The organism is Sutcliffiella horikoshii, assembly GCF_021991925.1.
Lineage (GTDB): Bacteria > Bacillota > Bacilli > Bacillales > Bacillaceae_I > Sutcliffiella_A > Sutcliffiella_A horikoshii_F.
On record NZ_RXZI01000001.1, the window covers coordinates 959,249 to 976,890 of the forward strand.

A 17,642-nucleotide genomic window follows, 5' to 3' on the forward strand; every position below is an offset into this window, starting at 1 on the left:
AACATGGAAGCAAACCCTTAAATAAACCCATGCTTGACCATTACGGCTTTAATTGCCATATAGTCTACATTTTCCGGAAGCTCTTCTTTAATTGGTTTCAATTTTTCTGTGCCTACATTTTCAATGGCTTTGATGATCTCTTTTTCGTGTTCTTCTGGAATGAACGTATCCCAATCTACAACCACCTCTTCTTCTGTGGCACATTTAAAAAGATGGTTTTGTATGGTGATGAGACTCATGTCTCTGCCCTTGGCTATTTCCTTCAAAGATGTACCCTCTTCAAATAGCCTAAATGAGAACATATGACTGGATTCTCCTTCACCAGGTGTAAGTGTAGCAGATCTTCTGGGCGGGGCTTGGCGGGTTGGTACCGTCTCTATAACTCGATCAGGATCTGAAAAACTAATAATCTCATTTAAGAACATATCCCCATATTTCTCATACTTAAGCACGCCCACCCCTTTAATTTCAAGCATGGATGTTTCATCCTGTGGGAGGAGCTTACTCATTTCCTTTAGCGTACTGTCAGGGAATATAACATATGGAGGAACCCCCTCTTGCGTCGCCAGTTCTTTTCTCAGTCTCCGTAGGCGCTCGAAAAGTTCATCGTCTTCTACAATGGAAGTAACTTGTTCTTTCATTTTAAATAAAACTTTTTCTTGTCCTTTGAGAACTGGAACTGCCCGTACACCTAGTTTCACGATAGGATACTGCCCTTCCGTCAGAACCAAATATCCTTCTGCAATCAAAATATTAATTAAATCTACCAATTCCTTTTCTGTATAAGAACTCATAAGGCCGTAGGTTGGCAATTGGTCAAAACGGAATTGTTGAATCCTCTTATCCTTGGAGCCTTTCAAAACTTTTGCTATCAAGGTTGCACCAAATCTTTCATTCATTCTATGGATACAACTGAAAATCTTCTGGGCTTCCAATGTGATGTCCTGTTCCACATATTCCTGAGAGCAATTGCTACATTTTCCGCACGTTATCTCTACTTCCTGTCCGAAATATTTGACAATGTACCCCTGTAGGCAGCGTTGTGTGTAGCAATAATCCATCATTGCTTGAAGCTTTTGATATTCCTGCTTTTTACGATCTGGTGATTTCACACTTTCCTCTATCAAAAACTTCTGGATTTGGATGTCGCGAGCGTTAAATAATAAGATGCATTCACTCTCTTCTCCATCCCGTCCTGCTCGTCCAGCCTCTTGATAATAGGCCTCCACATTTTTAGGCATGTTGTAATGAATAACAAACCTAACATTGGATTTATCGATTCCCATTCCAAAAGCATTTGTCGCAACCATAAGCTTTAGATGGTCATACAGGAATTTTTCTTGGTACCCTTTTCTCTCCTCCTCTGATAATCCCGCATGATACTTACCGATTTGATATCCTTTTTTGGTCAGGTTTGTGTGAATCTGGTCTACCTCTTTTCTAGTAGTAGCATAGATAATACCTGATTCTTCCTTGTTTGATTTAAGGAATTTTTCCATATAGGTATCTTTATTTTGCCCACGCAGTACAGAAAAGCTCAGATTCTCGCGAGAAAAACCGGTGACAAACGTGTTCTCTGGTGGAATACCTAACACCGATTGGATATCTGCGATTACCTGTCCAGTTGCCGTAGCAGTGAACGCGGTAACAATCGGCATGCCGGGAATTTTTTTTACAAACATCCCCACTTCCCGGTAACTTGGTCTAAAGTCATGTCCCCATTGTGACATACAGTGGGCTTCATCAATCGCCACCATGGATACTTCTACTCTTGCAAGGACGTTTTGAAAGTCGTAGGAGTCCAATCTTTCCGGTGCTAGATAAAGCAGCTTTATCTCTCCCCTTTCCACCCGTTGCATTCTATCCCTTATTTCTGTTCCGTCTAAAGAGCTATTAATATATGTAGCATCTATCCCCAATTCTACTAATGAATCGACTTGGTCCTTCATTAAAGAAATTAATGGTGAAATGACAATCGTCAAACCCTCAAATATCAGTGCGGGAATTTGATAACATATGGATTTCCCCCCTCCTGTCGGCATCACGCCCAATGTGTTGGATTCATTTAATATGCTAGATATAATTTTCCTTTGTCCAGGTCTGAAATCCTGATAACCATAATATTTTTGCAATAGAATCTTGCCTTGTTCGTTCATGAATACACCTCTTTTAATGGAAATGAAGTTGATGGAGTTTAATATGAAGGAGATTATATTTGGAGTGCCTAAAGCGATGGAGGTAAACACCACTCCATTTTAACTGAATATAAAAACCTGTGCAACCAAGCTTTATTATCCTATCATTCTATTAAAACAGTATTTTTCTTGCATTTTATTGTCTGAATGTTTAAAATTTACCTTACAATAGGTTGTCTAACCTCTTTCTTTTATTAAGTCAATTTGTATGCGCTTACATATTAAGATGACAATCTATTAGTTTACTCAAGGAGGTATTTTCATGATTTATGCTAATCCAGGCGAGAAAGATTCAAAGGTCTCTTTTAAAGGTCGTTATGACAACTTTATAGGCGGGGAATGGGTTGCTCCAGTTAAAGGTGAATATTTTGAAAATGTCACTCCTGTGACCGGAAATGTATTTTGCGAGGTGGCCAGGTCTACTTCAGAAGATATTGAATTGGCCCTAGATGCCGCACACAAGGCCAAGACAGCATGGGGACAGACCTCTGTGGCAGAAAGAGCGAATATTTTAAATAAAATAGCTGATAGAATGGAAGAGAACTTGGAAATGCTTGCAGTGGCAGAAACGTGGGAGAACGGAAAGCCTGTACGCGAAACAATGGCAGCTGATCTTCCACTAGCCGTCGACCACTTCCGGTATTTTGCAGGGTGCATCAGGTCTCAAGAGGGATCCCTTGGTGAGATTGATAATGATACGATTGCCTATCACTTCCATGAACCACTCGGGGTAGTCGGCCAAATTATTCCTTGGAACTTCCCTTTGCTTATGGCTACTTGGAAGCTTGCCCCTGCTCTTGCAGCCGGTAACTGTGTCGTCTTGAAACCGGCTGAGCAGACACCTGCTTCCATCATGGTACTGACCGAGTTGATAGCGGACCTCTTGCCTCCAGGTGTATTAAACATTGTTAACGGATTTGGTGTAGAAGCTGGAAAGCCGCTCGCTTCTAGTGATAGAATCGCAAAGATTGCATTTACGGGTGAAACGACAACCGGACGTTTGATCATGCAATATGCATCTCAAAACATCATCCCCGTAACGTTGGAACTTGGCGGAAAATCCCCTAACATATTCTTTGAGGATGTCATGGCACAAGACGATGATTTCTTTGATAAAGCAGTAGAAGGATTCGTCATGTTTGCCTTGAATCAGGGAGAAGTTTGTACTTGTCCATCACGCGCCCTCATTCATGAATCCATCTATGATAAATTCATGGAACGTGCACTTGAACGGGTTTCCCAAATCAAACAAGGAAATCCGCTTGATACAGAAACCATGATAGGTGCACAAGCATCTTCAGAGCAACTGGAAAAGATCCTCTCCTACCTTGAGATCGGGAAAGAAGAAGGTGCAGAGCTTTTGGCGGGGGGAGAACGTAATATGTTGGAGGGCGACCTTGCGAGTGGCTATTATGTGAAGCCGACAGTTTTCAAAGGGGATAATAAAATGCGGATATTCCAGGAAGAAATTTTTGGTCCTGTTGTTTCCGTCACTACGTTTAAAACGCCTGAAGAAGCATTGGAAATCGCCAACAACTCACTTTATGGCCTTGGCGCAGGAGTTTGGACAAGAGACGTTAATACCGCTTATCGTTTCGGCCGCCAAATTGAGGCAGGCCGTGTTTGGACTAACTGCTATCATGCTTACCCTGCCAATGCGGCATTTGGTGGATATAAAATGAGTGGAATCGGCAGGGAAAATCATAAAATGATGCTTTCCCACTATCAGCAAACGAAGAATCTCTTAGTAAGCTACAGTCCAAAAAAACTAGGATTCTTTTAAAAATGGAAAAAGTACTGGCTACAGACACTGCCCTTGAATTAATCGAAAAACTGGAAGGCAAACATGGACCTGTACTATTTCATCAATCAGGGGGTTGCTGCGATGGCAGCTCCCCTATGTGTTATCCAAAAGAGGATTTCTTGATTGGAAATTCTGATGTCCTTCTTGGGGAAATTGGCGGTGCTCCTTTCTATATGAATAAAAAGCAGTATGAATATTGGAAGCATACACAGCTCATCATCGATGTTGTACCTGGAAGGGGTGGCATGTTCTCTCTAGAAGGTCCAGAAGGTGTACGTTTCCTGACAAGGTCAAAAGTTTTCTCAAAATGATGAAGGCGTCCTCAGGACGCCTTTATTTATTTAGTGCTTTTTAAGGACTGCGGTGGTTCTTCCATCCAACCATTTTTTATCATTAACTGTCCACCATCTTTGGCATAATCAAATATATCTTTTGCAATCAACGTCATCTTCGTCGGTAGATCCGTGCGAAGACTGAACGAGGTACCAAGAGCATTACTTGTCAGCCCGAAGCTGCTGAGCAAGTTTGTCAAGTACATCATGAGCTTCTCTGAGTATGGAGATTCCGTAGAAAGGGTAGGATTTCCCCAAGCTACTATTGGTGGCTGAATATCACTCTTTAGGAGTGTATCGCTGAAAGTATCAATAATTTGTTTTGCCAGGTCTTTCCCTTTACCAAAATATTTCTTTACTTCTTTGTCCTTGCTTACCTGTTCAAATCCTTTTAACAACTGAAAGCCAAGTACGTTGGTTTCAATACCTTGATACAATAGCGAAAGTTCAATTGCATTCAATGGTCTCTTTTCACTGAAAATATTAAAGCCGGCCATATAGCCTTCCCCTTTAACAAATTCCACCTTTTCAGGCATAGGAATCATTGGTGGACGTGTAAGTACCCCATCTTTCAATAAAAATTGAGTCGACTCATCGTATGTATTTTGGGCTAGATCCAGAAATCTTTTATATAATCCGGTCACGTCTTGTCGGTATGACATACTCACATGCAATGCGTTAAGACCGATGGTTACTTTCATCATTACCCTCAAAAATAGTGCATCAAAGTACTGATCATAAAGTGGCTTTGCCAACGGATTTACATCGCTCTCCACGTATCCAACCGGTACCACTATATTTTCTTGCTTAAACAATTCTGTCATTTCATTTATAAAATTTACTTCTTGATTGTAATAGGTTTGTACCAGAGTGTGTACTTCTTCATTTTGTTTGTTCGCAAGAAAGTGTTCTAAAAGCCTAGCCAGCATTGTTTTTTGTTGATACGTCATCCATAAATTACCTATTTCCGACGATGACAACTGCTTATCCAATATGCATGCCCCTCCCTAGATTCATTTTTTTTAGTATGTCCCATAATTTTTTAAAAATGTAGACAACCCTCTCCCCTACCATGCATACACATTTAAGTAGAAGACAAGCAAAAGGAAGGGTGGCATGACCATGAGATTTTTTGTTGTTAGGAAAAGCTTTCTTATAGTGATTGCACTTTGCATACTCACAGGATTCGGTGGATGGTTTATTGTCAATAAAGGAGTAATTCCCACCATCGGTAAACCTCCGGCAGAAGAAAAACAGGTATTTAATATGATCACTTCTGAGTTTAAGACCAAATTGGATGACGGAACAGAAATAGAGGCTTACCGTTTTGACCCAGGAACGATCACCGTACCGCGTGGCAAAGAAATAACGCTAAGTATATTTGGAGTCAATGGAAGTGAACATCCTTATTCCATCGAAGGAACTGATGTTACTGGAATAATAAAAAAAGGCGAGGAAACATTAATTGATGTTCAATTTGATAAAGCGGGTGTTTACAAACTCATCTGTTCCACCCACTCGAGCCACGATGGACATCATAGTCCTCCGATGGTGGCATACATTTATGTTTATTAATCTCAAATTGACCAGTCATGCGGGTGACTGGTCATATTTATTTTCATAAATATTGCTTCTATAGTAAATGAATCTTTTGCAACCTCCTCATTTAATGGTATAATTTCAACGACATTAATTTTGGAGGAAACTAATTACATGCTTACAGTTACGAATATAGGATTACGCTATGGCGATCGAAAATTATTTGAAGATGTTAACATAAAATTCACTCCTGGGAACTGTTACGGGCTGATTGGAGCCAACGGGGCGGGAAAATCGACGTTTCTAAAGATTTTATCCGGAGAAGTGGAAGCACAAACAGGCGATGTTCATATGAATCCAGGCGAACGAATGGCCATCTTGAAACAGAACCATTTTGAATATGAGGAACACGAAGTTCTTAAAGTAGTGATCATGGGTCATAGTCGCCTTTATGAAGTAATGCAGGAAAAAGATGCTATCTATATGAAAGAAGACTTCTCTGATGAAGATGGCATGCGGGCTGCAGAACTTGAAGGAGAATTTGCTGAATTAAATGGTTGGGAAGCAGAATCAGAAGCAGCAATCCTCTTAAAAGGTCTAGGAATTTCTGAAGATCTTCATACAAAAAAAATGGCCGATATCACTGGTGGCGAAAAGGTAAAAGTACTTTTGGCACAAGCTCTTTTTGGTAAGCCTGATGTGCTTCTACTTGATGAGCCTACCAACCATTTGGACTTAAAAGCGATTCAATGGTTAGAAGAGTTCCTAATCAACTTTGAGAATACAGTCATTGTTGTCTCGCATGATCGTCACTTCTTAAACAAAGTTTGTACCCATATTGCTGATTTAGACTATGGAAAAATACAAATCTATGTTGGTAACTATGACTTCTGGTACGAGTCCAGTCAACTTGCGACAAGATTGGCTTCTGATGCGAACCGTAAAAAGGAAGAGAAAATTAAAGAACTACAAGCCTTTATTGCCCGTTTCAGTGCGAATGCATCTAAATCTAAACAGGCTACATCCCGTAAGAAACTTTTGGATAAGATTTCTTTGGATGATATCAAACCATCTTCCCGTCGTTATCCTTATGTGAACTTCACACCGGAACGTGAAATTGGAAATGACCTTTTGCGTGTGGAAGGTTTGACAAAAACCATAGATGGTGTGAAAGTATTGGACAATGTAAGCTTTATCATGAATAAAGACGATAAAATTGCATTGGTTGGCGGCAATGAGATCTCCAATACTACTCTTTTAAAAATCATCTCTGGTGAAATGGAACCAGATAGCGGAACGTACAAATGGGGAATCACTACTTCTCAGGCATACTTCCCTAGAGATAACTCGTCATATTTTGAAGGTGTCGATATGAACCTTGTTGACTGGTTACGTCAATATTCTCCAAATGACCAAACCGAAAGTTTCTTACGCGGCTTCCTTGGTAGAATGCTGTTCTCCGGAGAAGAAGTCATGAAGAAGGCAAGTGTACTTTCGGGAGGGGAAAAAGTTCGTTGCATGCTTTCCAAAATGATGCTAAGCGGATCGAATGTCCTATTATTGGATGACCCAACGAACCACTTGGACCTAGAGTCCATCACAGCACTAAACAACGGATTAATCAGTTTCAAAGGCTCTATGATCTTTACTTCCCATGACCATCAGTTTATTGAGACAATTGCAAACCGTATCATCGAAATCACTCCTAAAGGCTTGGTTGACAAGCAGATGACGTATGATGAGTACTTAGAGGATGCAACTGTACAACAACAGCTGGCGGAACTTAATTCTTAAAATTAAAGCCCTTTTTATAAAGGGCTTTTTTAAAATGATGAAACCTTTTGGTGTATACTTCGTATGTAAAAAGAGGGATTTGTTACATTTTTAATGATAGTCATGTATAGTAAATTTTATAGTTTATTTTTACAACAGAATGAGGTGTGGGAATATGCCACAGACGAAGTGGTTCAGGATTGGTTATGGCATTATTGTAATACTATTGATTATTTTCTTGGCATCATTGGTTGACTTTATTTTCACACCATTGACGGTGATGATCAGTACACTGTTTGCTCCGATTATTTTAGCAGGTGTACTCTATTACTTGTTAAGACCCTTGGTTAATCTCGCGGCACGTTATATTCCAAGGGCATTAGCGATTTTGAGCATTTATCTAATGTTCATCGGGTTGATTACATTATTACTTTTCCTCATTGGCCCAACTTTGCAACAACAGGTGAACAGTCTTGTAGAGAACACACCTAAAATTGTAAATGAGATTCAAAAATTTACTGTAGAGCTCCAAGAAAATGAGTATATTGCTAGATTCCAACAAGATGAAAGGTTTTCTCTCGAAGAAATATCCGGGAAAATCGCAGATAATTTGAATGCCTATCTAACCGCATTTGGATCCAATGTTGTGAATGTCATCAGTGCTATTACTGGATTCCTGATATTATTGGTTGTCATTCCATTTGTACTTTTCTATATGCTTAAGGACGGGGAAAAATTACCCAATCAGGTTCTTAAAATTATTCCTCGGCAACATGAACGGGAAGGAAGAAATGTATTAAAGGATATGGATATTGCATTAAGCTCCTATATCCAGGGTCAAATCATCGTTAGTGTGTTTGTTGGTGTTCTGATTTATATCGGCTTTCTAATCATTGGTCTGGAATATTCCCTGGTGCTTGCATTAATCGCGATGTTCACCAATGTCATTCCTTTCATTGGTCCTTTTATAGGAACGATTCCAAGTGTTGTCGTTGCATTTTTTGATAGACCAATCATGGCACTTTGGGTCTTGATCGTGGTTATTATTGTTCAACAAGTGGAGAGCAACCTTATCTCCCCCCAGGTAATGGGCAAAAAATTGGATGTTCATCCATTGACAATCATCCTACTATTATTGGTAGCCAGTAAGTTTGCCGGCCTGCTCGGTCTTCTTCTTGCGGTACCTACCTATGCGGTATCTAAAGTTATTGTGCTGCATACCATACGTTTCATTAAATTAAGGAAAGTAAAAGTTTCAGAAGATAACCTGTTATAATGGAATGATACACTCAACCAAAAAGTGAGATGATAAAAGATGGCTCAAACTCATACGTTTACTAAAGGCGAGGAAATCGCCAATTCCATCACTCATGGAATTGGTATACTAACCAGTGTAGCTGCACTAGTGTTACTCATTGTATACTCTGCCATAAATGGAACGCCTCTTCATGTTCTTACGTTCATTATTTATGGAGTAACCATGCTTTTGCTATACACAGCCTCCACCCTTTTGCATGCCCTGCCAAAAGGAAAAGCGAAGAACGTCTTTGAGATTTTAGATCATTCTTCCATTTACTTTTTTATTGCCGGCAGTTACACCCCCATCACGCTCATTGTGATGGATGGGGCTTTGGGGTGGACGCTTTTCGGGGTAGTATGGGCATTGGCTATTGGAGGTACGGTGTTCAAGGTCTTCTTTGTAAAAAGATTTGTCTTTGCCTCGACCCTTTTATATGTCCTGATGGGCTGGCTTGCCGTGTTTGGCTGGGGAGAAATAACGGCAAAGGTCAGTTCGACCGGTATCGCCTTCTTAGTATTGGGAGGGGTTGTTTACAGTGTGGGAGCCATATTTTATGTATGGCGCGCCTTCCCTTATCATCATGCGGTGTGGCACTTATTTGTGCTAGGTGGCACTGTCTTACATTTCTTCTTCGTCCTTTTATACGTTCTCCCTGTTCAATAGATTAGTGGATATGAATATGATTGGTATTTTATTTAAATAGGAAAAAACCCAGGTCTAATAGGTTCTGGGTTTTTTCCTTTTTTGACTTTCTTATTCCATTCATGCGTGCGATTCCTTCATTTACACAACATCTAACAGATATGTAAAGACAAGTATTGGGCTTTGCTAGGGGGTACTATGCAACCTACCAAAGCCTTCACTTCAAACGTTCATGCATCCCATGCCATACATAGTACACCTCATCTGCCAGCTTTGCGGCATCTTGCGAGATCCATCCCGCAAGATCACGAAGTCTCCTCTCCTGTTTATCAACAGGGACAATTCCCCGGCCCAATTCCAACATGATTAGAACTATTCCTTTGTCACCCTTCCCCTCCTCCTCTGTCAACTCTAAAAGAAGGGAATAAAAAGAACGCCGAATGGAATCATCATCTTGATCCATTTGAATGGCATCCATTATCCACTGTTCCCAGCCTTCTAAAACAAGTGCTGTATCTTTCTCCCAATATGATTTCCAGTCGATCAAATTATGTTCATAGTAAGCAGAAATCCAACTCAGGTCCCCGCCATGAAGTGCTCTTACTGTATTTCTTTTACCGCTGAAGGCACCTCCGATAATGAGTTGCACGTCCATTCCCCCTCCCTATTTACCAATCTTAATATAAGTCCTTTGCCATGTGTAACAGCAGGAGATGCCCAAAAAGAGTTTGTGGCTTCGAACTTACTAAGTATGTATCTGATCACTCCACCATGGGTCATTATCAGAATGTTAGTATTTTCAAAAGAGAGCTTGTCTCTATCCAACATATCCGATACAAAGGCGTCCACCCTTTGTTGAAACTCTTGCCCGTTCTCCCCAGATGGTGTGCCATGCAACTCCCAATTATCAAGCCATTTCTGGTAACTAGGGTCTTCCTTTAAATCCTCATATTTCTTCCCTTCCCATTCTCCAAAATTCATTTCTCTTAATCTCGGATCAAGGTTTGGAGAATGGCACAGGTGCAAGTATTCCAATGTCTTTTGACATCTTATCAAGTCGCTTGAATAAATGGCATCAAATGATAGACTTTCAAGCTCTTCTTTAAGTAAATCCAACTTATTTATTCCATCTAGTAGAATATTTTGATCCGTGTGACCAAGATAACGTTTCTCCCTGTTCCAATCGGTTATCCAATGACGAATGAGATAAAGATCCACATAACGATCAACCCGCATAATTCCCCTCCTTCAATGGCCGTCCCCAACAAATCGCCATTACTTCCTTTAAAATGTTTCATCATCCAATGGCCATACCACCATGTGAAAAAGATATACGCAAACACTAGTACAAGGTACTCTGGAAGTAACAGACACAATGCGGCTATAGGCAAAAGGGACACGATCAAATCTCCTCTAGTCAGATTCTTCTTCCATTCAAATGCCAGCCCCTGTTGCTGAGCAGTGGGAAAAAGATACATCAGAAAGACCGCTACACCTCTTGAACAGGCAAGGATGACCAAGAAACAAATGATATATTGAAAGGATTCATATAATAGTAAGTATATGAAGACCGCTTTCCATACTAGCAGAAACAACAAACTTAATATTCCAAAGCTTCCAACCCGCGGGTCTTTCATAATCTCCCACTTTTTCTCAAGTGGTGCATTAGAACCTACAGCATCCGCCACATCCATCCAACCATCCAGATGCAGGCCACCCGTGATCCAAATCCAAATGGTCAAAATTAGCAATGCCAACAACCAAGTAGGCAAAACACCATGCAAAAGGGATAAAATTAAAACTAGAATCCCTCCCAATACCATACCTGTCAACGGATAACATCTAAGTGCCCACCTACTAGTTTCCTTGTTCCAAGGGCACTCCACTGGCACCGGAAGCCTTGTCAAGAATTGGAGGGATAAGCATAAACCATACAAGCTATTTTTCACCAAGACACCCCTCCTCCTTTCCAATACTTTGGAATACCAGTCCTGACCTGCACCGCCAAGTCAGCTTGTTTAACGATATATTGATGGAGTAACTCCAACGTGCGCACATAGGATCGGACCGTTTCATATGGGGATGAAAGTTCTTCGTTTAGATCATTGGAAACAACCAACAAAGTCAACCCCTTCTTTCTTGCAATATTCCCCCATTCTTCAACCGCTGCAATTAGTTCCTCTTTTTCCCTTGGGATTCCATCAAATAACATGTTACTAAGCCAGATTGTCAGGCAATCCAGCAGTACAACATCACCTTTACGTGCTTTCATGATACATCTGCCAACCTCAACCGGGACCTCTTCCACCAACCACGCTTCATCACGTTGCGCCTTATGCATCGCTATTCGCCACTCCATTTCACTATCACTCTTTCGGGAGGTAGCCAAATAAACGAGACGAGTGGTGGGATTTTGTTTATGGAAGGATAGGGCCAACCTTTCCGCAAAATGGCTCTTCCCTGACCGAGCCCCTCCTGAAATAAAGATAATCACACCCTCTCCCTCCACTTTTTTAGAATGGTAAGCAGTTTCGAGTTTTCTTCGTCTGAACGTATGGCAAGCCTCAGGTGACTGCCTTCCAACCCTTTGAAATTATGTGTATGCCTTGCCAAAATGCCATGTTGGAACAAAAAAGAGAAAAGAGTCTCCGTTTTTAGAGGATTTCTATTATCCTGAAGAAGATAGAAATTGACCGATGTGTTGGATAGATAGAAATCATTCATTTCTCCAAAGCTTTGTAATTTCTTTGTCTGTTCGTCAAGCCAATGGACGGTTTGCCCCACAAAATGTTTATCCGTTAATAGTAGCGGAGCGATGGCATTTGCCAGTGCATTTACACTCCATGGTACCTGATAGCTCTTCATTTCTTTTATGACTGCATCAGTTGCCATCATATAACCTAACCGAAGGCCAGGAATTGTGAACATCTTTGTCAGTGACCGAAGTAAAATAAGATTGGGATATTCTTTTAGTAAGGGAGTTAACGACTCGGATGGAACAAAATCTACAAACGCTTCATCTATAACCAGGAATGTATGATCATGAAGCCCCTGTTCCAATAACATTTTTATTTCCGCTTTCGGAATGACCATCCCTGTCGGATTGTTGGGACGACATAGGAAAAGCACATCCAAGTCCGGTAATGCTTCAAGGAGCTGATTCATCGGTAGCCGAAAATCATCCACACGCGATGTAATAAAGTCTGTCACCGGTAGATGATAATGCCTACATGCCCGTTCATATTCCGAAAAAGCAGGATGCACAATCCCAGCACTTTTTCCTTCAAAATATTTAGCTGCAAGAAAAATAGCTTCCGCTCCACCATTGGTAAGAAGGATTTCATCATCATCAACCCTTTCGATCCATGCCAATGCATTAGTGCTGGAAGTATAGTTCGGATCCGGATAACACAACAGTTTCTTCCACTGAGCCTCCAATTCACCCTGCAACCATTCAGGTGGCCCCAAAGGGTTAAGATTTGCACTAAAGTCCAAGACTTCCAGTTCTTCTGCTTGTAATAGTTTCTTCATCAAATCTGGCTGACCGCCATGTTCTGGCCAATTCATCCTCAACCCTCATTTCTGTCCCAGTAAAAATAATGATAGAATCTCTAATCCTACAAACACGCCCCAACCACCATGCATATACCTAATGGATCTTGGGATATCCTTTACCACTAGCTTTCTATGAAAATCCCCCATTGTTTTCCTGTTAGATTTAAGCCCTTTATAATAATTCACACCACCCAGCTGGATCCCCATTAAACCTGCTGTCATGGCTTCGGGCCAACCACTATTGGGGCTGGGGTGTTTTTTTGCATCCCGCATGGTAATGATCCATCCAGCTTTTCTATTAGATCCTTTTATTAATATAGAAGAAAACCAGATGGATAAAGCTGTCAACCTTGCTGGGATAAAGTTAGCCACATCATCCAGTCTGGCAGAAGCCCACCCGAAATCCAGGAATCTTTCATTCTTATACCCTACCATTGAATCCAAGGTATTGATGGCACGATATGCCATGGCAAGAGGGGCTCCGCCTAGCAGTGCCCAGAACAATGGGGCGGTAATGCCGTCTACTGTATTCTCTGCTATAGTTTCCACAGTCCCTCTCACAACTTCACTCTCTGACAAGTTCTCTGTATCTCTCCCCACAATCATGCTAAGGGCCTTCCTGGCCTCAGCCAGCTTTCCATCTAGAAGTGGGATCATGACACTTTTTCCTGCATCCGATAATCCTTTGATGGCAATGGTTGTCCAAATAAAATAGACCTCCAACAGTACACCTACATAAAAGTGGATCCTATAGGAGATTGCTACAAGAAGGAGTACAACCCCATAAACGAAGAGGACCGTCATTAAAGCTAGAAGTACGCCCTTCCATTTTCGCTTCCTCCCTTTGTTGAAGGACTTCTCCAAGAAGGAAATAAGTTTCCCCATCTGTACCACCGGATGTGGCAACCAGCGCGGATCTCCCAAGATCAGATCCAACACGATCGCTGCGACCAATATAAATAAACTTAAATAGAAAACCTCACCAATCATACCTGCTGTCCCATTCTCTTTCGGTACTTCTGTATGGCTTTTGTTACTCCTTCATAGACAAGATGTCCAATTCCCTTCCCTATTAGGGTTCCAGATCCAGCATAAGGTGTCATTTCACCTTGTTGGGTGACAGCGAGAACCATGGCATCTGTGGAAGTTCCTGTAGCAATCGTGCCGCTCCTAGAGTCTTGCACCCTTAAATCATGGAGCGCCTTCACTTTTGCCTCGGTGGCAGACATCATTCCGTTGACAAGTCCTCCATCCGTTAAATGTGCATCGATAAAAAGCATGATGTTGATGGTCCCGATAGTCACCGGTGTCTGACACAATTCCGTTTTTGTAATATCAACCGCATTGCCAACCCCTGCTGTAACCACCGCCATGAACTCCATTCCCTCGATTTCCTTCTTGCTTATCACCACATCCGAAAGCTTGACAGCCGTCATCATCCCGACTGACTGTTCAGTCGGAATTCCTCTTTGACACAGCCATTCCCTTATATCTTTTAGAGGATCATCACAGTTATAATTCTTATTCACATGAAAGTTGCAGAAATGTTTATGCCATTGAACCCCTTCTCCTATCACCCCATTGGAGATCGTTCGTAAGGGCTTGATTGATCGGACATGAACGCACCTTTCATCCGCTTCCATTAAAAAATTTTCACGAAAGCCATGCACTCTCTTCTTTGTTTCCTGCCTTGGGGTCATTAAAATTTGAGGCTTTGGAACAATAGGATGTGGTCCTGCTTTGATAAGCACATCATATACTCTTTCAAGTTGCTCCTCTTTGCGGAGTGTGTCAGCGTCCCCCACCTCCAGAAACCTTCCATTATGTAAAAGTGCCAAACGATCTGCATATAAGGAAGCCACATTCAAATCATGTAGGATGGCAAAGACAGTCAAGCCTTTCGTATGCTGCCATTCTTTGATTAGGTCCAACATGTGAAAAGTGTGCTTGATATCAAGATGGTTGGTCGGCTCATCCAAGAGGAGGATCTCTGGCTCCTGTGCTAGGGACTTTGCAAGGAGAACCCGCTGCTTCTCTCCCCCGCTCAATTTGCGGAACTGTTTATTTTTGTACAAGGTCACCCCGGTTATATCCATTACTTGCTGCATGATCTCCTTATCTACTTGGGTAAGACTCTTAAGCAAACCTTTTTGGTGCGGGTACCGTCCAAGACTAATGATTTCTTTGACTGTGTAATCGAATGAAACCTGTATTTCCTGTGTAAGCACCGCCATTTTTTTGGCCTTTTCCAATTTCGTAAAGGAAGACAATGGCCTCCCTGAAAGCAACAGCTTCCCTTCTACCACCGGAAGTTGCCCTGTCACAAGTTTGAAGAGAGTCGTCTTCCCGCTACCGTTTGGACCGAGCAACGCAAAGAATTCGCCTTTCTTTATTGTCAGGTCCACACCGCTTATAATTGGTTTTTCCGGCGTATAGCCACCAACAAGATGCTTCAGTTCAATCATTTTCTTTCCCCTTCCCAATTCTTTCTCTGATAAGAAGACCAGCAAAAACTGGGGCACCAATTAATGCGGTTATAACACCTATAGGCAGTTCCTTTGGTGCAATGATGGTTCTTGCAAGTAAATCTGCCAATACCAAGAACCCTCCACCTATAAGCATAGATAATGGAAGTACGTAACGATGATTCGGTCCAGTCAATAGCCTCACCAAATGAGGAATCACAAGTCCCACAAAACCAATGGATCCAGACACGGCAACAGCAGAACCTGTCAGAAGCGAAGCACCAAATAAGATGAGTATTTTACCTCGTTTCACATTCACCCCAATATAATCTGCCGCTTCCTCCCCAAGAGCCATAGCATTCAATTCACGATAATGAAAGAATAATAGGATGGAACCGGCCATCATAAACGGGAAGATGAGTTGTACATGCCCCCAACTTCTCATTCCCACACTTCCGTATAGCCAATAAATGATTTGGGTCATTGCCTCTTTATCACCAAGAGCAATAATCAATGAAATGATTGAGCTGATAAAAGCGCTGATGATGATTCCCGCCAGGATGATGGTTTCGATCGCCAGCCCCCGGCTGCTCAACCTGACTAGTCCGAACACAAGGAGCAAGCATATCAGCCCACTTACTATGGCCACAACAGGGAGGGTGAAACTTCCCAAACCTACGATGGTGATGTTGAAAAAAAGCACAGCAACCGCCCCCAATGCAGCTCCGGAGGAAACCCCGATGGTGTAGGGATCAGCAAGGGGATTCCTTAACAACCCCTGAAAAGCTGCGCCGGCAAGCGCAAGGGAGGCCCCGACAAACATGGCAAGCAACACACGCGGAAAGCGGATATTCCAAATGATCATTTCTTCATTCTTCGGAATGTCAGGTAGCCAGCCCATCCCAAGGGTATTTTCCGTTAAAATATGCAAGATGGTTGGGATCGGGATGGAGACACTGCTGTTCAATAAACCAAGGAGGGCTGCACCAAGTACAAACCCTCCGCTACCAAGATATAACCAAAATAGTCTATTACTCAAAAATCTCCGGATAGATAAGTTTCGCAAGGTGCTCCACCCCTTCAATCAAGCGAGGTCCAGGCCTTGTTACAGTGTCACTGTCCACATCATGTACATTTCCATCTTTGATGGCAGGGACTTCCCCCCAACCAGAACGGGCCATGACCCCGTCTTTTGGATTATCCACATAATAACCATAGGTAGTGATGATCACATCTGGATTTAGCTGGACAATTTCCTCTTCCGTCAGTTTCACCCAGCCCTCCTGATTACCTGCAGCGTTTTCCGCTTGTATGGATTCAAGCATTTCATGCATGAAAGTCCCTTGACCTGTCGTGAAGATATCCGGAGCAGGTGAAACCTCTACCCAGACTTTTTTCTTTTGTGTCACTTGCTTTGCTTTTTCTTCTACTGTAAGTAGTCGTTCCTTCATATCGTCAACCAGCTTTTCCGCTTCTGCAGTTGTACCAGTTGCTTTTCCAATCAATTCGATTGTTTCATATACATCCGCAAAAGAGGATTCGCTGCCAATGACAATGACCTTTATGCCGGCATCCTTATACTGTTGAAGGATGGTATCATGATTCTGATGATGATAATCCGTTACAAAAATCACATCAGGCATCAGCGTCAAAATCATTTCTGCATTCATGTCCTGGCCGCCCACCTTTTCCACATCGGCGGTTTCCACTGGATAGTTACAATAATCGGAGACACCGATCATTTTGTCTCCAAGTCCAAGAGCATAAGCGATTTCCGTATTACTTGGTTGCATGGATATGATGCTTTCAGGCTCTTTTTCAAGGGTGATTTCCTGACCTGAATCGTCCGTAATTGTGATAGGAAAGGCTGAGTTTTGTGATTGCACCTCACCGCTTGTATTTCCATCGATTGCTGTGTTATTTCCATTTCCGTTTGTTTGCTCAGAGGTCGATCCACATCCTGTTAAAATTCCAACGATTATAATGAAAACAAGACCGATACTTCCCCATTTTTGTTTAATTTGCGCCATCTTTTTT

At 41.9% G+C, this 17,642-nt stretch carries 17 protein-coding genes; 6 read left to right on the top strand and 11 right to left on the bottom strand.

The window, feature by feature from the left end:
- Nucleotides 1–17: 17 nt before the first annotated feature.
- A complete protein-coding gene (recQ, locus tag EKQ44_RS04695; protein ID WP_237662384.1) occupies nt 18–2,156 on the bottom strand; it encodes a DNA helicase RecQ in 2,139 nt (712 codons plus the stop codon).
- Between the two features lie 301 nt (nt 2,157–2,457).
- On the opposite strand from recQ, the gene adh reads away from it, so the two are divergent.
- Together adh and EKQ44_RS04705 are read left to right on the top strand one after the other, a co-directional pair.
- Nucleotides 2,458–3,978, top strand: a complete 1,521-nt coding sequence (gene adh, locus EKQ44_RS04700) for an aldehyde dehydrogenase (protein WP_237662385.1) — start codon at nt 2,458–2,460, stop codon at nt 3,976–3,978.
- Between the two features lie 2 nt (nt 3,979–3,980).
- Nucleotides 3,981–4,310, top strand: coding sequence for a DUF779 domain-containing protein (locus tag EKQ44_RS04705; RefSeq protein ID WP_237662386.1), 330 nt, complete (start codon nt 3,981–3,983; stop codon nt 4,308–4,310).
- A 26-nt stretch (nt 4,311–4,336) separates the two neighbouring features.
- On the opposite strand, the gene EKQ44_RS04710 is transcribed toward EKQ44_RS04705, so the two are convergent.
- Nucleotides 4,337–5,323, bottom strand: a complete 987-nt coding sequence (locus EKQ44_RS04710; protein ID WP_237662387.1) for a DUF3231 family protein — start codon at nt 5,321–5,323, stop codon at nt 4,337–4,339.
- 130 nt (nt 5,324–5,453) lie between these two features.
- On the opposite strand from EKQ44_RS04710, the gene EKQ44_RS04715 reads away from it, so the two are divergent.
- From EKQ44_RS04715 to trhA, 4 genes are all read left to right on the top strand, one after another.
- Nucleotides 5,454–5,906, top strand: a complete 453-nt coding sequence (locus EKQ44_RS04715) for a cupredoxin domain-containing protein (protein WP_237662388.1) — start codon at nt 5,454–5,456, stop codon at nt 5,904–5,906.
- Nucleotides 5,907–6,044: 138 nt separating this feature from the next.
- The gene (locus tag EKQ44_RS04720; protein WP_237662389.1) at nt 6,045–7,664 is read left to right on the top strand and encodes an ABC-F family ATP-binding cassette domain-containing protein; all 1,620 of its coding nucleotides are present in this window, start codon (nt 6,045–6,047) and stop codon (nt 7,662–7,664) included.
- Between the two features lie 154 nt (nt 7,665–7,818).
- Complete coding sequence (locus tag EKQ44_RS04725) at nt 7,819–8,919, top strand: AI-2E family transporter (protein WP_237662390.1); 1,101 nt, start codon at nt 7,819–7,821, stop codon at nt 8,917–8,919.
- A gap of 39 nt (nt 8,920–8,958) precedes the next feature.
- Complete coding sequence (trhA, locus tag EKQ44_RS04730; protein ID WP_237662391.1) at nt 8,959–9,606, top strand: PAQR family membrane homeostasis protein TrhA; 648 nt, start codon at nt 8,959–8,961, stop codon at nt 9,604–9,606.
- Between the two features lie 196 nt (nt 9,607–9,802).
- Here the strand turns inward: trhA and EKQ44_RS04735 are convergent, their stop codons facing one another.
- The 9 genes from EKQ44_RS04735 to EKQ44_RS04775 are packed head-to-tail and all read right to left on the bottom strand — an operon-like array spanning nt 9,803 to nt 17,635.
- On the bottom strand, nt 9,803–10,234 hold the full coding sequence (locus EKQ44_RS04735) for a bifunctional adenosylcobinamide kinase/adenosylcobinamide-phosphate guanylyltransferase (protein ID WP_237662392.1): 432 nt from the start codon (nt 10,232–10,234) through the stop codon (nt 9,803–9,805).
- Nucleotides 10,186–10,821 carry a histidine phosphatase family protein gene (locus EKQ44_RS04740; RefSeq protein ID WP_237662393.1) on the bottom strand — a complete coding sequence of 212 codons (636 nt, stop codon included), beginning with the start codon at nt 10,819–10,821 and terminating at the stop codon, nt 10,186–10,188. The genes EKQ44_RS04735 and EKQ44_RS04740 overlap by 49 nt, the downstream gene beginning before the upstream one ends.
- The gene (cobS, locus tag EKQ44_RS04745; protein WP_237662394.1) at nt 10,773–11,534 is read right to left on the bottom strand and encodes an adenosylcobinamide-GDP ribazoletransferase; all 762 of its coding nucleotides are present in this window, start codon (nt 11,532–11,534) and stop codon (nt 10,773–10,775) included. The genes EKQ44_RS04740 and cobS overlap by 49 nt, the downstream gene beginning before the upstream one ends.
- A complete protein-coding gene (locus EKQ44_RS04750) occupies nt 11,531–12,094 on the bottom strand; it encodes a bifunctional adenosylcobinamide kinase/adenosylcobinamide-phosphate guanylyltransferase (protein ID WP_331254641.1) in 564 nt (187 codons plus the stop codon). Before EKQ44_RS04750 ends, cobS begins: the two co-directional genes overlap by 4 nt.
- Entirely contained in the window at nt 12,076–13,152 is a 1,077-nt protein-coding gene (gene cobD, locus EKQ44_RS04755; protein ID WP_237662396.1) for a threonine-phosphate decarboxylase CobD, read from the bottom strand. Before cobD ends, EKQ44_RS04750 begins: the two co-directional genes overlap by 19 nt.
- Before the next feature lie 9 nt (nt 13,153–13,161).
- Complete coding sequence (gene cbiB, locus EKQ44_RS04760; protein ID WP_237662397.1) at nt 13,162–14,130, bottom strand: adenosylcobinamide-phosphate synthase CbiB; 969 nt, start codon at nt 14,128–14,130, stop codon at nt 13,162–13,164.
- Complete coding sequence (locus tag EKQ44_RS04765; RefSeq protein WP_237662398.1) at nt 14,127–15,605, bottom strand: adenosylcobinamide amidohydrolase; 1,479 nt, start codon at nt 15,603–15,605, stop codon at nt 14,127–14,129. Before EKQ44_RS04765 ends, cbiB begins: the two co-directional genes overlap by 4 nt.
- Nucleotides 15,598–16,671 (bottom strand): FecCD family ABC transporter permease, encoded by a 1,074-nt coding sequence (locus EKQ44_RS04770; RefSeq protein ID WP_237662399.1) that lies wholly within the window; start codon nt 16,669–16,671, stop codon nt 15,598–15,600. Before EKQ44_RS04770 ends, EKQ44_RS04765 begins: the two co-directional genes overlap by 8 nt.
- The gene (locus EKQ44_RS04775) at nt 16,637–17,635 is read right to left on the bottom strand and encodes an ABC transporter substrate-binding protein (protein ID WP_237662400.1); all 999 of its coding nucleotides are present in this window, start codon (nt 17,633–17,635) and stop codon (nt 16,637–16,639) included. The genes EKQ44_RS04770 and EKQ44_RS04775 overlap by 35 nt, the downstream gene beginning before the upstream one ends.
- Nucleotides 17,636–17,642 lie beyond the last annotated feature (7 nt).